The 13092-nt window shown below is 71.7% G+C and carries 14 protein-coding genes; all 14 read right to left on the bottom strand.

Annotated features, from left to right (window positions below; translation table 11 throughout):
* Positions 1-87: 87 nt before the first annotated feature.
* The 14 genes from ACFPCV_RS06265 to ACFPCV_RS06200 all read right to left on the bottom strand — a co-directional run bounded on the left by ACFPCV_RS06265 (position 88) and on the right by ACFPCV_RS06200 (position 13077).
* On the bottom strand, positions 88-1407 hold the full coding sequence (locus ACFPCV_RS06265) for a MinD/ParA family ATP-binding protein (protein WP_378055714.1): 1320 nt from the start codon (positions 1405-1407) through the stop codon (positions 88-90).
* A gap of 280 nt (positions 1408-1687) precedes the next feature.
* Positions 1688-2422 carry a hypothetical protein gene (locus tag ACFPCV_RS06260; protein WP_378055079.1) on the bottom strand — a complete coding sequence of 245 codons (735 nt, stop codon included), beginning with the start codon at positions 2420-2422 and terminating at the stop codon, positions 1688-1690.
* Between the two features lie 156 nt (positions 2423-2578).
* On the bottom strand, positions 2579-3517 hold the full coding sequence (gene ccsB / locus ACFPCV_RS06255) for a c-type cytochrome biogenesis protein CcsB (protein ID WP_378055078.1): 939 nt from the start codon (positions 3515-3517) through the stop codon (positions 2579-2581).
* A complete protein-coding gene (resB, locus tag ACFPCV_RS06250; protein WP_378055713.1) occupies positions 3517-5064 on the bottom strand; it encodes a cytochrome c biogenesis protein ResB in 1548 nt (515 codons plus the stop codon). Before resB ends, ccsB begins: the two co-directional genes overlap by 1 nt.
* A 38-nt stretch (positions 5065-5102) precedes the next feature.
* Entirely contained in the window at positions 5103-5855 is a 753-nt protein-coding gene (locus ACFPCV_RS06245) for a cytochrome c biogenesis CcdA family protein (protein WP_378055077.1), read from the bottom strand.
* A 64-nt stretch (positions 5856-5919) separates the two neighbouring features.
* Entirely contained in the window at positions 5920-6498 is a 579-nt protein-coding gene (locus tag ACFPCV_RS06240) for a TlpA disulfide reductase family protein (RefSeq protein ID WP_378055076.1), read from the bottom strand.
* Positions 6495-7127: a histidine phosphatase family protein gene (locus ACFPCV_RS06235; RefSeq protein ID WP_378055075.1), complete on the bottom strand. Its 633-nt coding sequence runs from the start codon at positions 7125-7127 to the stop codon at positions 6495-6497. Before ACFPCV_RS06235 ends, ACFPCV_RS06240 begins: the two co-directional genes overlap by 4 nt.
* Positions 7124-8431 (bottom strand): glutamate-1-semialdehyde 2,1-aminomutase, encoded by a 1308-nt coding sequence (gene hemL / locus ACFPCV_RS06230; protein ID WP_378055074.1) that lies wholly within the window; start codon positions 8429-8431, stop codon positions 7124-7126. The genes ACFPCV_RS06235 and hemL overlap by 4 nt, the downstream gene beginning before the upstream one ends.
* A gap of 51 nt (positions 8432-8482) precedes the next feature.
* Positions 8483-8806 (bottom strand): hypothetical protein, encoded by a 324-nt coding sequence (locus ACFPCV_RS06225; RefSeq protein ID WP_378055073.1) that lies wholly within the window; start codon positions 8804-8806, stop codon positions 8483-8485.
* Between the two features lie 13 nt (positions 8807-8819).
* Entirely contained in the window at positions 8820-9368 is a 549-nt protein-coding gene (locus tag ACFPCV_RS06220; RefSeq protein ID WP_378055072.1) for a hypothetical protein, read from the bottom strand.
* 4 nt (positions 9369-9372) lie between these two features.
* Complete coding sequence (locus tag ACFPCV_RS06215) at positions 9373-9810, bottom strand: hypothetical protein (RefSeq protein ID WP_378055071.1); 438 nt, start codon at positions 9808-9810, stop codon at positions 9373-9375.
* Positions 9807-10469 (bottom strand): MFS transporter, encoded by a 663-nt coding sequence (locus ACFPCV_RS06210; protein WP_378055070.1) that lies wholly within the window; start codon positions 10467-10469, stop codon positions 9807-9809. The genes ACFPCV_RS06215 and ACFPCV_RS06210 overlap by 4 nt, the downstream gene beginning before the upstream one ends.
* A gap of 29 nt (positions 10470-10498) precedes the next feature.
* Positions 10499-11470, bottom strand: a complete 972-nt coding sequence (hemB, locus tag ACFPCV_RS06205; RefSeq protein ID WP_378055069.1) for a porphobilinogen synthase — start codon at positions 11468-11470, stop codon at positions 10499-10501.
* A 62-nt stretch (positions 11471-11532) separates the two neighbouring features.
* On the bottom strand, positions 11533-13077 hold the full coding sequence (locus tag ACFPCV_RS06200; protein ID WP_378055068.1) for a bifunctional uroporphyrinogen-III C-methyltransferase/uroporphyrinogen-III synthase: 1545 nt from the start codon (positions 13075-13077) through the stop codon (positions 11533-11535).
* Positions 13078-13092: the final 15 nt, after the last annotated feature.

Raw genomic sequence — 13092 nt, 5'->3', positions numbered from 1 at the left:
CGGGGGGACACACCAGGCATTGCTTCCTCGTCCGTCAACGAGCCGAGGAAGGCCAGGTCGGGCTGATGGTTCGCCAGCCCGACCCGCTCAGCGCATGTAGTAGAACTCGCTGGGGAAACCGTCCGCCACCGTGGCTGCCAGTTCCAGCAGGGCCAGGCGGGTGTCGCTGCCCAGGCGGTCCAGCTCGATCTCCGCGCCCTCTTCCAGGTGCGGGTCGAACGGAATGCGGCAGACGGCCCGGCAGCGGGCCCCGAAGTGCTGGGCCAGCTTGTCCAGGTCGACCGAACCCGCTCGGGGGCGGACCGAGTTGATGACGGCCACCGAGCGGGAGACCAGGTCGCGGTAGCCGTGGACGTCCAGCCAGTCCAGGGTGGCCGACGCGGAGCGGGCGCCGTCCACCGAACCCGACGAGACCACCACCAGGGCGTCCGCTATGTCCAGGACACCCTTCATGGCCGAGTGCATCAGGCCGGTGCCGCAGTCGGTCAGGACGATGTTGTAGAAGTGCTCCAGCAGCGCGACCGTGCGGCGGTAGTCGTCTTCGCTGAACGCCTCCGACACCGCCGGGTCCTGCTCGCTCGCCAGTACTTCCAGACGGCTCGGGCCCTGGGACGTGTACGCGCGGATGTCGCTGTAGCGGTGGATCCGGTCCGCGTCCCGGAGGAGGTGGCGGACCGTCGCGGTGGTTTCCAGCGGGATCTTCTGGCTCAGGGTGCCGCGGTCGGGGTTGGCGTCCACCGCGATGACCCGGTCGCCGCGCAGCGACGAGAACGTCGAGCCAAGGGTCGTTGTCGTCGTGGTCTTGCCCACGCCGCCCTTGAGGCTCAACATCGCGATCTTGTAGCACCCGCGCAGGGGCTGGTTCACCCTGGCGATCAGTTCACGGCGGTGCTGTTCGGCCGGGCTCTCGCCGACGTTGATCAGGTGGCCGCTGGCCACGAAGACCGCCTTGCGCCAACCGGACTGGGGCGGGCGCTTCGTCTGCTTGATGAGCTTCGCGGAGGACAGGTCCTCGCCGTGCACAGGCGGGCCCTGCCTCGGCGGGCCCGGCTGACCGGGGTAGCCCTGCTGGTAGTGCGGCGGCGGGTACTGGCCCTGCGGCACCTGGTGCGGACCGGAGACACCGGCCACCGGCTGGGAGCCGGACGGGGTCTGGTCCACGTAGTGCTGCGGCACCCGCTGCGAACCCGACGAACCGGGGTCCATGTAGTGCGGCTGGACCGGCTGCGAACCGGACGGGGTGGGGTCCATGTAGTGCTGCGGCACCTGCTGGGAGCCCGACGGGTTGGGGTCCATGTAATGCGGCTGCACCGGCTGCGAACCCGACGGGGTGGGGTCCTGGTGCGGGCCCGACGAGTCCGGGTACGGGGTCGAGTCGGTCCGCTCCTCCTCGTAGGAGGGCACCAGCGGGTTGGGGCCGAAGTCGTGGGTCGGCCGGTCCGAGTCCCCCGCTGCCTCCGGCGGCACCCAGGCGAAGTCGCTCCTGGGCGCGGGTTCCTGCCCGACACCCGCGCGGGGAACGCCCCCCTCCGGCTCTCCTTCGCGCGCACTCACCGCTGGATTCCTCCCAAAAGCACCGACCTGGACCGCCTCCGCACGCGACGGTAGTCGCAGGTGCTCGGCACCGTCGACACGGGGGCTTCGGGTGTTCGCACCAGCAACCGGTGTGGGTCAGTGAGCGGTGGCGTCAGCCACCGAGCAGGTCGCCCAGCGGATTGATCATCGTGAGCGCGGGACCGGACGGGGCCGGGGCGCTCTGCGTCGTCGCAGAGGAGCCGCCGCCCGACAGCGGGGAGAGGACACCGCCGACGAGGTCCGTGACGGGCGTCAGCACGTCGCCCACGGTGTCGGTGACCGGCGTCAGCACCTGACCGAGGCCGCCCTGCGGCTGCTCGGGGGCCGGTGCGGGAGCCGGCGCGGGAGCCGGCGACTGCTGCGGCGGAGCGGGCTGCCGCGGTGCGGGAGCGGGCGTCTCGGCGCTCGTGCCACCCGCCACGGCCCCGCCGCTGCCCTGACCGCCGCTGCCACTGCCGCCCTGCTCGACGCCCGTGCCGGGCACGGCCTGCGTGCCGGTGGCCGGGCCACCGGCCGACGCGGGGCTGGTCTGCTCGGCGCGCGGGTCCCGCGGCTTCTGCTTGGTGTCGTCCTTGTCCGGCGCCGGGGCGCCGACGACCGGGCTGCCGTTGACGGGGCTGTGGCCGGGCGACGCGGGGGCGTGCTCCGGCGCGGAGCCCGCGACCGGGGTGGCGCCACCCGAGATGCCGAGCGCGCCGGCCGCGAACGTGCCCGCGACGAGCAGCGCGCCCGCGGCGGCACCGAAGGTCCAGCGCTTGTTCGACGAGGCGGCCTCTTCGGCCTCCTCGGTGGCGATCTTGGTTGCTACCTCGCGACGGACACCCAGCGGGTGGTTCTCCCTGCGCAATAACCGGTCGACCGGCAGCCGTTCATCCCGACCGTAAGCACCTGCATACGTCACAACGCCCTCCTGGCCAGTTTCAGCATCACCCATATGGGTGAAACTCGGCGAACCCCGCAGCGGAGAGTACTGATCACAACGCGGGTTGTCCAACTTCCGAGGTCACACGCCCGCGTAGGAATGCAACCCCGCCGTTACCAAGTTGATGAAGAACAGGTTGAAGATCATAGCCGCGAACCCGACGATGTTGATCACCGCGGCCCGTCCGCCGCGCCAGCCCGCGGTCGCCCGCGAGTGCAGGTACGCCGCGTAGACGACCCACGCGACGAACGCCACGGTCTCCTTCGGGTCCCAGCCCCAGAACCGGCCCCACGACTGCTCTGCCCAGATCGCGCCGAACACCACCCCGGCCGTGTAGATCGGGAACGCGAACACGGTCGTGCGGTAGGCGACCTGGTCCAGCACGTCGGCGGCGGGCAGCCGGGTCGCCCACTCCGGCTTCCTGACCTTCAGCAGGTACAGCACGCTGACCACGCCGGGCACCAGCACCATGCCGCTGCCGAGCACGATCGCGAACACGTGGACCACGAGCCAGTACGACTGCAGCGCGGGCTGCACCGGCGCGGCCGTCGTGTACAGGAGGACGCCGCCGAGGAACATCAGCAGGATGACCGGCAGCAGCACCCACACCCCGAGGTGGCGGACCGGGTACTTGCGCAGCACCACCAGCCACGTCGCCACGGCCACGAGGCACAGGGTGGCACCGTACTCGTACATGTTGCCCCACGGCGCACGGCTGGTCGCCATGGCGCGCAGCACGAGCGAGCCGAGGTGCAGCAGAGCGCCGAACGCGGTGAGCGACACGGCCAGCTTGCCGATGCGCACGGCCCGCGCGGTCCGCGCGGAGCCCTCGGGCTCACCGGGCCGCTCCTCGGCGAGGGTGTCCCCGCCGCCGACCGTGGCCAGCTCCTTGACCGCCGTGCGCTCGCGGTACCCGAATGCCTGCTCGTACAGGTAGAACAGCATCGCGACCACGTACGCGCCGACGGCGATGCCGTAGCACCAGTCGCTGTAGCCGGACAACGTCTCGTTGACGTCCATCAGGACTCCCTCGAAGCGGTGGCGCCTTCACGTTCCTGGTCGTGCGGGGACAGCTCCGCGAGCAGGTCCTCGGTCACGCGACCGAACTCCTCGCCGTATCCCGCCTGGTCGGTGCGGGCGAGACCGCCGAACAGCAGCACGGTACCGCCGCCTGTCCTGTCGTCACCGCCGGGGACGGCCCGTACCCACAGCCTGCGCCGCTTGACCACCAGCGACAGGCCGAGACCGGCCATGACGAGCACGGCGAAGCCGAGCACCCAGCCCTGCGCGGGGTCGTGCGAGACCTGCAGGTACACCCAGCGCTCGACCCCGACGAAACTGATCTTCGTGCCGTCGTCGAGGACGATCGGGTCGTCGCCGGGCCGCAGGTTCTCGCGCGCGACCCTGGTGAGCCGGCCCGAGTCGACCATCTCCTGGTTGACCTCGTAGATCGACTGGCCGCGGCCGGAGTCGTTGCCGAGGTCGCCCTTCAGCACGTCGACGGCGACCGCCGGGTCACGCAGGTCCGGGAAGCCGGAGGTGAGGATGTTGTCGTGCAGCACCGCGGTCGGCGCGAACAGGCCGGTGATCGCGAGCTGGCGCTCGCGCCGCTCCTCCGGGTCGGTCACGCCGGGCGGGTCGAACTTGGTCGCGCCCTCGGACAGGTACGTGAGCTGGTCGACCGGGCGCCACTGGATGGTCTGGGTGCGGACCTGGCCGTCGGGGAACTCGACCTCGAACGTGGGCGCGTAGCCGTGGCTCAGCAGGTAGACCCGGTCGCCTGCCGTGCGCAGCGGGGAGTTGACCTCCAGCTGGTAGGGCCGCCACGTGCCGCTGTCGAGGTCCGCGCCGGACTGGTACTCGATGTCGGCGCGGTAGTAGTCGGCCTGGCCGGTGGGCAGGAAACGCGCGTCGAACCCGTTGACCCGGACACAGAACGGGTTCAGGTCGGTGCCGTCGACCCGCAGGCCGGGGCGGAACGAGTCGTAGCCCGCGGTGCCGATGTTGCAGAACTCCGCCCCGTCGGCGGCCACGATGACCTGGCCCTCGTACTGGAACATCTTGCCGACGGCGAGCGCGACGATCAGGCCGAGCATCGCGAAGTGGAAGAGCAGGTTGCCGGTCTCGCGCAGGTAGCCGCGCTCGGCGGAGACGCTGCGGGCACCGTCCTCCTCCTCGCGCACCACCATCCGCCAGCCCCTGAGCCGCTCCTTCGCCGCCACCATGACCTCGTCGGGGGTGGCGGTGGTGGTGGCCTCGTGGTGGTGGGGCAGGCGGGCCAGGTTGCGCGGGGTGATCACCGGCCTGCCGCGCAGCGCGCGGGCGTACTCCAGCGTGCGGGGCAGCAGGCAGCCGACGAGCGAGACGAACAGCAGCAGGTAGATCGCGGAGAACCAGACGCTGCCGTAGACGTTGTAGAACTCGAACCTGCCGAGCAGCTCGCCCCACCAGCCGTGCGAGGCGATGTACTCGTCGACCTTCTGCGAGTTCAGTGACCGCTGCGGCAGCAGCGCGCCGGGCAGTGCCGCGACGGCGAGGAGGAACAGCAGCACGAGTGCCGTGCGCATGGACGTGAGGCCGCGCCACGTGTTGCGCAGGAAAGCGATCACAGTGGCAGCTCCGTGTTGGTGACCACGGTGTACTTGAGCCAGGTCGTGAGGTCGGCCCACAGGCCGGTGACCAGCAGCACGCCGACGACGAACAGCAGCGCACCGCCGGTGAGCTGGATGGCGCGGGCGTGGCGGCGCAGCCAGCCGTTGGCGCGGACGGTCCACCGCGCGCCGAGGGCGATGAGCAGGAACGGGATGCCCAGACCGAGGCAGTAGACGAGAACCAGCAGGAAACCGCGGGCCGCGGCCTCTCCGGTGCTCGCGGCGATGACCATCACACCGGACAGGGTCGGGCCGATGCACGGCGTCCAGCCGAGCCCGAAGATCGCGCCGAGGACGGGTGCGCCGGCGAGGCCCATGCGGGGCACCTTGTGGAAGCGGACGTCGCGCTGCAGGCCGGGGATGAGGCCGACGAACACGAACGACATCGCGATGAGCACCACCCCGCCCCAGCGCTGGAGCGTCTCCTGGTTGGCGAACAGCGAGTCGGCGAGCCACACGATGCCGCCGACACCGGCCGCGAACACCAGGGTGAACCCGAGGATGAACAGGCCGACGGCGCCGAGCACCTTGGCCTTCCTGTTGTTCTCGTCCCCGGTGTCGGCGCCGACCAGCGCGGCCAGGTAGGCCAGGTAGCCGGGGACCAGCGGGACCACGCACGGGGACGCGAAGGACACCATGCCCGCGAGCAGCGCGACACCAGCGGCCAGCAGGAGCGGCCCGCTGGTGGCGATGGCGGTCGGGTCCACGGCGACCAGGGTAAACGTGGGACTTAGGTCCCGCCCCCGACGGGGTCGGTGCTCTCGGCGGCTGTCAGGACTTCTCGGCGAGCAGCCTGTCGATCAGCGGGGTGAGGTCCTCGGCGAGCAGGTCACGCAGGAAGACCGCGGCCACCCGGTGCTCCTTGTCGAGCACGATCGTCGACGGGACGACCGCCCTCGGGTAGCCCTTCAGCGGCAGCAGCGAGCGGCCGGACGGGTCGTAGATCGACGGGTAGGTGAGGCCGGTGTCACGCATGAAGTCCTGGGGGGCGCTGCGCTGCGGGTCGCGGAAGTCGATGCCGAGGACCTGCACGCCCTTGTCCGCGTAGGCGTCCTGCACCTTCTGCAGCTGCGGCGCCTCCACGCGGCACGGCGGGCACCACGCGCCCCAGATGTTCAGCACCACGACCTCGCCCCGGTACGAGGACAGCCTGAGCTCCGTGCCCTCCTCCATCAGCGAGTCGCCCCGCATCTCCGGGATCTGCTGGCGTTCGTCGCCCTCGTAGGTGATGTCGGTCTGCCCGCCGGGGCTGACGAAGTTGAACTCCGTGCCGGTGGCGACCGCGTCCGAGCCCGTGGAGCAGCCCGCGACGACGAACAGGGCGGCAAGAAGCAGCGCGATGCGTTTCATGCGCCGGTCACCTTCGGGCTGCTGGCGCCCGCCGGTTCGCGGTACCGGATCGCCACCAGGCTCTCGTCGTCGAACATGAGGCTCGTGAGCGACGCCAGTGAGCACTGGCGCCGCCTCGGGTCGTGCCACAGGCGCTTGCCCTCCATGAAGCGGCGCAGCGTCCAGATCGGCAGCTGGTGGGACACGCACACCGCCTCGTGGCCCTCCGCCGCCGCGCGGGCGCGGTAGACGGCGCCGAGCATGCGGCGGGCGATCTGCAGGTACGGCTCGCCCCACGACGGCAGGAACGGGTTGTGCATGTGCGGCCAGTGGCGTGGCGAGCGCAGCGCGCCGTCGCCGATGGACACCCGCTGGCCCTCGAACACGTTGTCGGCCTCGATCAGCTGCTCGTCGGTGGCGAGGTCGAGCTGGTGCGAGTCGACGATGGGCCGCGCGGTCTCCTGCGCGCGCAACAGCGGCGACGCGACCACGTGCGTGATGTCGCCACCCGCGAGGTGCTCCGCCACGGTCAGCGCCTGCCGCTGTCCCAGCTCGGACAGCTTGAAGCCCTCGAGGCGGCCGTACAGGATGCCCGCCGGGTTGTCCACCTCCCCGTGCCGCACCAGGTGCACCACCGTCCGGGTACTCACTTGCCCCCCTCTGCTGCGGCTCGCGCGGCCACCGGTAGTGCCGCCCGGATGATCTCGAACGCGTCGTCGTCCATGGCGGCGTTGACGAACCACGCCTCGAACGCGCTCGGCGGCGCGTACACCCCGTTGTCGAGCAGCGCGTGGAAGAACGCCGGGAACCGGCCGGTGTCCGCCGCTTTGGCCTCGGCGAAGTTCCGCACCGGCGTCTCGCTGAAGAACACGCTCACCAGGTTGCCCGCGAACTGCACGCGATGCGGCACCCCGGCCGCGGTCAGCTCGGTGCCGATCAGCGCGCCGAGCTGGGTGGCGTTGGCGTCGAGCGCGCGGTAGGTGGCCGGGGTCGCCGCCCGCAGCGAGGCGAGCCCGGCCGCGACGGCGACGGGGTTCCCGGACAGCGTGCCCGCCTGGTAGACCGGGCCGGCGGGGGCGAGGTGGGCCATCACGTCCGCGCGGCCGCCGAACGCCGCGGCCGGCAGCCCACCGGACATGACCTTGCCGAACGTGTACAGGTCGCCGGGCACCGCGTCGATGCCGAACCAGCCTGCCTCCGACACGCGGAAACCGGTCATCACCTCGTCCATCACGAGCAGCGCGCCGTGACGGCGGGTGAGCTCGCGGAGCCCCTCGTTGAAGCCGGGCTCCGGCGGGACGGCACCCATGTTGCCCGGCGCGGCCTCGGTGATCACCGCGGCGATCTCGTCGCCGTGCTCGGCGAACGCGGCGCGGACGGCGTCGAGGTCGTTGTAGGGCAGGACGACGGTGTCGCCCGCCTGCGCACCGGTGACGCCGGGCGAGTTGGGCCGTGCGGACGTGGCCGCGAACGTGGCGACGCCGGACCCCGCCTCCGCCAGCAGCGCGTCGACGTGCCCGTGGTAGCAGCCCGCGAACTTGACGATCCTGGACCGGCCGGTGAAGCCGCGGGCGAGGCGGATCGCGCTCATGGTGGCCTCGGTGCCGGAGTTCACCAGGCGCACCTGCGCGACCGGGGCGACGCGGGCGATGATCTCCTCGGCCAGGTCGATCTCGCCCGCGGTCGGGGTGCCGAACGACAGCCCGGACACGGCGGCGGCCCGCACGGCATCGACGACCGGCTGGTGCGCGTGCCCGTGGATCATCGGTCCCCACGAGGAGACGAGGTCGACGTAGCGGTTGCCGTCGGCGTCCCACAGGTAGGCGCCCTCGCCGCGGACCATGAACCGCGGGGTGCCGCCGACCGCCTGGAACGCGCGGACCGGGGAGTTCACGCCGCCGGGGGTCACCGACTGGGCGCGTTCGAAGAGGGCCCGGGACTGTTCAGTCGTCACGGCCCCAGTCTTACATCGCTTATCGGGGGTCTGGGGGTCGCTCCCCAGATGTCACCGTCCCCCGCGCTTGGGACGGGCCCGGACCGCGAGCGCGACCTGCCGCACGGCGTCGACGACGAGCACGGCCGCGACGGTGCCGAGCAGGATCGCGAGCGCCATCCAGCTGCCGATCCAGCGCGTCGACTCGAGCACGATGCCGCCCGGGTAGCGCTCGACGATCTTCGCGATGCCGCGGGGCCAGAAGTCGAACGCGAACCACACCGCGACCCCGGCGACGACCAGCTCGGCCAGCGCGACGAACACACGCCACGGCTGGTTCAGCCTGCCCGGTTCGGTCGGCGGCGGGGCGACGAGCTCGTCGGTGGCAGCGGTCACGCCGTCTACTTTCTCACGGTCGCTGCCGGGCCCGCAGGCGGCGCTGCTTGTGCTCGGCGAAGTACCTGGTCGACTCCGGGCGGAACATGTAGATCACGGCGGTGACACCGAACGCCACCTCGGCGAGGCTCCACATCAGCTCCAGCTCGGCGCCGCTGCTCGCCATGGCCGACAGGAAGCTCCACACGCCCACCCCGGTGTAGGCGGTGAGCAGGATCCGCGCCCAGTTGCGGCCTGCCCGCATCTTGACCGCGAACAGCAGCATGAGGCCGGCGAAGATCGCGATGCTGAAGCCGAGGATGACCTGGAACATGCCGACCGAACCGGCCACGGAGACCGAGCCGGGCACGTCGGGGGAACCGGCCGACTCCGGCGGCAGGTCGGCGATCATCTCCTCGACCATGCTGGTCAGGAGCGCCTTGTCGAGCATGACGGTGAACACGGTGCCCAGCGCGCTGATGGCGATGCTCGCGAGGACCGCCTGGAACGCCGAGTCGACGGCCTTGGGCCGGGTGATCGGGGCTTCCGACGGCGGCAGGGGCGGCGGGGGCGGCATGCTCACGATGTCATTCTTCCTCTACGAGGCGGGCGATGGCGGCTTTGAGGGCCTCGTCGTCGCGGGCCCATGCGAGGACCGTGCTGTCGTCGCCGAGGCGGAGCGGGACCTCGTAGGTCTTGCGCGGCACGGTCCAGCCGCCGCCGAGGACCTTCGCGCCCGGCGCGGCGCCGACGTCGGTGACCCGCGCGATGTCGGCGACGGGCAGCTCCTCGCGGCCCTGCCGCAGCGTCGCCGGGGTCAGCTCCACGCGGTACACCTTGCGGCGCACGTTGACCCACAACGCGAACACGCCGAACAGCGTGATGCCGACGATCAGCCACGCGACCGTGTGCACCGGCCCGGACAGCGCCTCGACCCCGGCGCCGGTCCCGGCGAACGCCGGCCCCCAGAGCAGCGGCCACCGGGTCGAGCCCGGTTCCGCGTAGAGGACCGGCCCCTCGGTCATCGGCGCTCGCGTTGCGGGAAGTACCTGCGTGCCGTCGGCGACCACAGCAGCCCCAGCCCGACGAGCGCGAACATGGCGGACAGGATGCCGGGCGGTGTGCCGTTGAGGAGCAGGTGGAACAGCACGAGCACGGTGGCGACGATCGTGACGAGCGTGCGTGCGCGGCGGGTGCCCTCGGTGGCCTTGTAGCCGAACAGGCCGAGGAACACGGTGAACGTGAACGCCGCGATGGTGACGACCCACAGGATCTGGGTGACGCCGTCGGCGATCTGCTCCGGCGAGAGGTCGGTGTCCTTGCTTGCGTCGATCTGCGCGTCGATCAGGTCCTGCTTGTAGTACAGCGACAGGACCATGCTGGCGAGCCAGATCAGGCCGGCCGCGACGAAGAAGTACACCGAGATGCGCAGCGTCCTCGGGGCCGGTTCCTCGAAGCGGCGCTTGGCCTGTGCCCGCATGGCCGCCTCGTCGGCGGTGGGCATGATGGGCTCGTCGTCGCGGAGGCGGGGCGCCTTCGCCACCTTCGGCCTGGCCTTCGGTTTCGGCTCGGCCCTGGCCGGCCCGGGGTCGGCGGGTCCGGGGGCCGGTGACGTGGTGTCCTCGTCCGGCACCGCCTTGTCGGCGTTGGGCTCCGCGGGGTCCGAATTGCCAGGCTTCGTCACGGCGGGCAGGTTACCGGGGCCTTTTCGCCTCAGCGCAGCCAGCCCGCCGCCTCGACCGCCCAGTAGGTCAGCACGACGTCCGCGCCGGCACGGCGGATGGACGTGAGCGACTCGAGGATCGCGGTCGTGCGGTCGCACCAGCCGCTCGCGGCAGCGGCCTCGATCATCGCGTACTCGCCGGAGATCTGGTACGCGGCGACCGGCACGTCGGACTCGTCGGCGACCGCGCGGAGCACGTCGAGGTACAGCATGGCCGGTTTGACCATGACCATGTCGGCGCCCTCGTCGAGGTCGAGCCGCACCTCGCGCAGCGCCTCGCGGACGTTCGCGGGGTCCTGCTGGTAGGTGCGGCGGTCGCCCTGCAGGGACGACTCGACGGCGTCGCGGAACGGGCCGTAGAACGCCGACGAGTACTTCGCCGAGTAGGCCAGGATGCCGGTGTCGACGAGCCCTTCGCGTTCGAGCGCGGACCGGATGGCGGCGACCTGGCCGTCCATCATGCCGCTGGGGCCGAGCAGGTGGGCGCCCGCTTCGGCCTGCGCGACGGCCATCTGCCCGTAGATCGCCAGCGTGGCGTCGTTGTCGACCCGGCCGTGTTCGTCGAGCACACCGCAGTGGCCGTGGTCGGTGAACTCGTCGAGGCACAGGTCGGACATGAGGACCGTCTCGTCACCCAGTTCCGACCGCAGGTCCCGCAGTGCCGCGTTGAGCACGCCGTCGGGGTCGACACCACCCGAGCCGACCGCGTCCTTGTGCTCCGGGACGCCGAACAGCATCAGCCCGCCGACGCCGGCCGTAACCGCCTCGACCGCGGCTTTGCGCAGGCTGTCGCGGGTGTGCTGCAGCACGCCGGGCATGGTCGCGATCGGGACCGGCTCGGTCGCGCCCTCCTTGACGAACATGGGCAGCACGAGCTGGCTGGGCCGCACGGTCGTCTCGGCCACCATCCGGCGCATGGCCGGGGTGCCGCGCAACCGGCGGGGCCGGTGGGCTGGGTACATGGTCGGCTCCTTCGTGTCGTGGAAGACGCTTTCGGGGTGGCCCGAAAGCGTCTTCCACGGCATCAGCGGCGGGCCCGCTTCGTCTTGCGGGGCGGCGGGAGCGCGCCCTCGGCACGGAGGCGGGCGGCGTGCTCGGCCAGCGCGTCGACGAGTGCCGGGACCTGGGCGAGTTCCGGCTGGACGTCGACCCGCAGCCCGAACTCACGCGCGGTCTCGGCGGTCTTCGGGCCGATGCAGGCGACGAGCGTGCGGGTGTGCGGCTTGCCCGCGATGCCGACCAGGTTCCGGACGGTCGACGACGAGGTGAAGCACACCGCGTCGAAGCCACCGGTCTTGATCATCTCGCGGGTGTCGGCCGGCGGCGGGGCGGCACGCACGGTCCGGTAGGCGGTGACGTCGTCGATCTCCCAGCCGCGGTCGCGCAGACCGGCGGCGAGGGTCTCGGTGGCGATGTCGGCGCGCGGCAGCAGCACGCGGTCCACCGGGTCGAGGATGTCGTCGTAGGGCGGGAACTCCTCGAGAAGCCCCTCGGACGACTGCTCACCGGAGGGCACCAGCTCGGGGATGATGCCGAAGCCGCGCACCTTCTCCGCGGTGGCCTCGCCGACGCAGGCGATCTTCACACCGGAGAACGCGCGGGCGTCCAGGCCGAACTCCTCGAACTTCTCCCACACCGCGCGGACCGCGTTGGTGGAGGTGAACACGATCCACTGGTAGCGGCCGTCGACGAGGCCCTTGACCGAGCGCTCCATCTGGGCGGGGCTGCGCGGCGGCTCGACGGAGATCGTCGGCACCTCGGACGGGATGGCGCCGTGCAGCCGCAGCCGCTCGGACATCTCACCGGCCTGGTCCTTGGTGCGGGGCACGAGCACGCGCCACCCGTAGAGGGCGCGGGACTCCCACCAGGACAGCTTGGTCCTGGCGGCGACGGCCTGGCCGACGGTGACGACGAGGTTGCCCGCGATCTCGCCCGCGTCCTGCGCGAGCGTGGCGAGGGTGCTGTCGAGCGTGCGCTGACCGGCGCCGGTGCCGTCGGCGGTGACCGCGACGGGTGTCTGGGGCGCGAGGCCGTGCTCGACGAGCGCGGACGCGGCCTCGGCGAGGTGGCTGGAGCCGGCGAGCAGCACGAGCGGGCCGGGCGTCTTCGCGAGCCCAGCCCAGTCGACCTCACCCCGGACGTCGACCTCGGTGTGGGTGCCACCGAGCGCGATGCCCGCGTAGGCGGGGACCGCGGTCGCGGCTGGCACGCCGGGCACGACGTCGAACACGGCACTGGTCTTGGCGACCGCCTGCGCCTCGGCCACGAGACCGGAGTGCGTGAGCGGGTCGCCCGAGACCAGGCGGATCACGACGCGGCCCGCCCTTGCCTCGTTGACGAGGTCCTTCGCGACGTCGGCCGGCTCGCCGACGGCGGGCCGGACCTCGGCCTCGCCCTCGATGTCACGGCCGGCGAGCTCGAGCACGCCTGCCGGTACGTCCGGGTCGATCACCACGAGCTCAGCGCGCGCGATGAGCTCCTGTGCCCGGACGGTGAGAAGCCCGGCATCGCCGGGCCCCGAGCCCACGAACGCGATGCGTCCGGAGGACTTACGGGTACGGGTGGTCATTCCTGGGCCACTTCC

The sequence above is a fragment of the Actinophytocola glycyrrhizae genome, from assembly GCF_042653545.1.
Lineage (GTDB): Bacteria > Actinomycetota > Actinomycetes > Mycobacteriales > Pseudonocardiaceae > Actinophytocola > Actinophytocola glycyrrhizae.
This window is presented reverse-complemented; position numbering and strand designations above follow the sequence as displayed.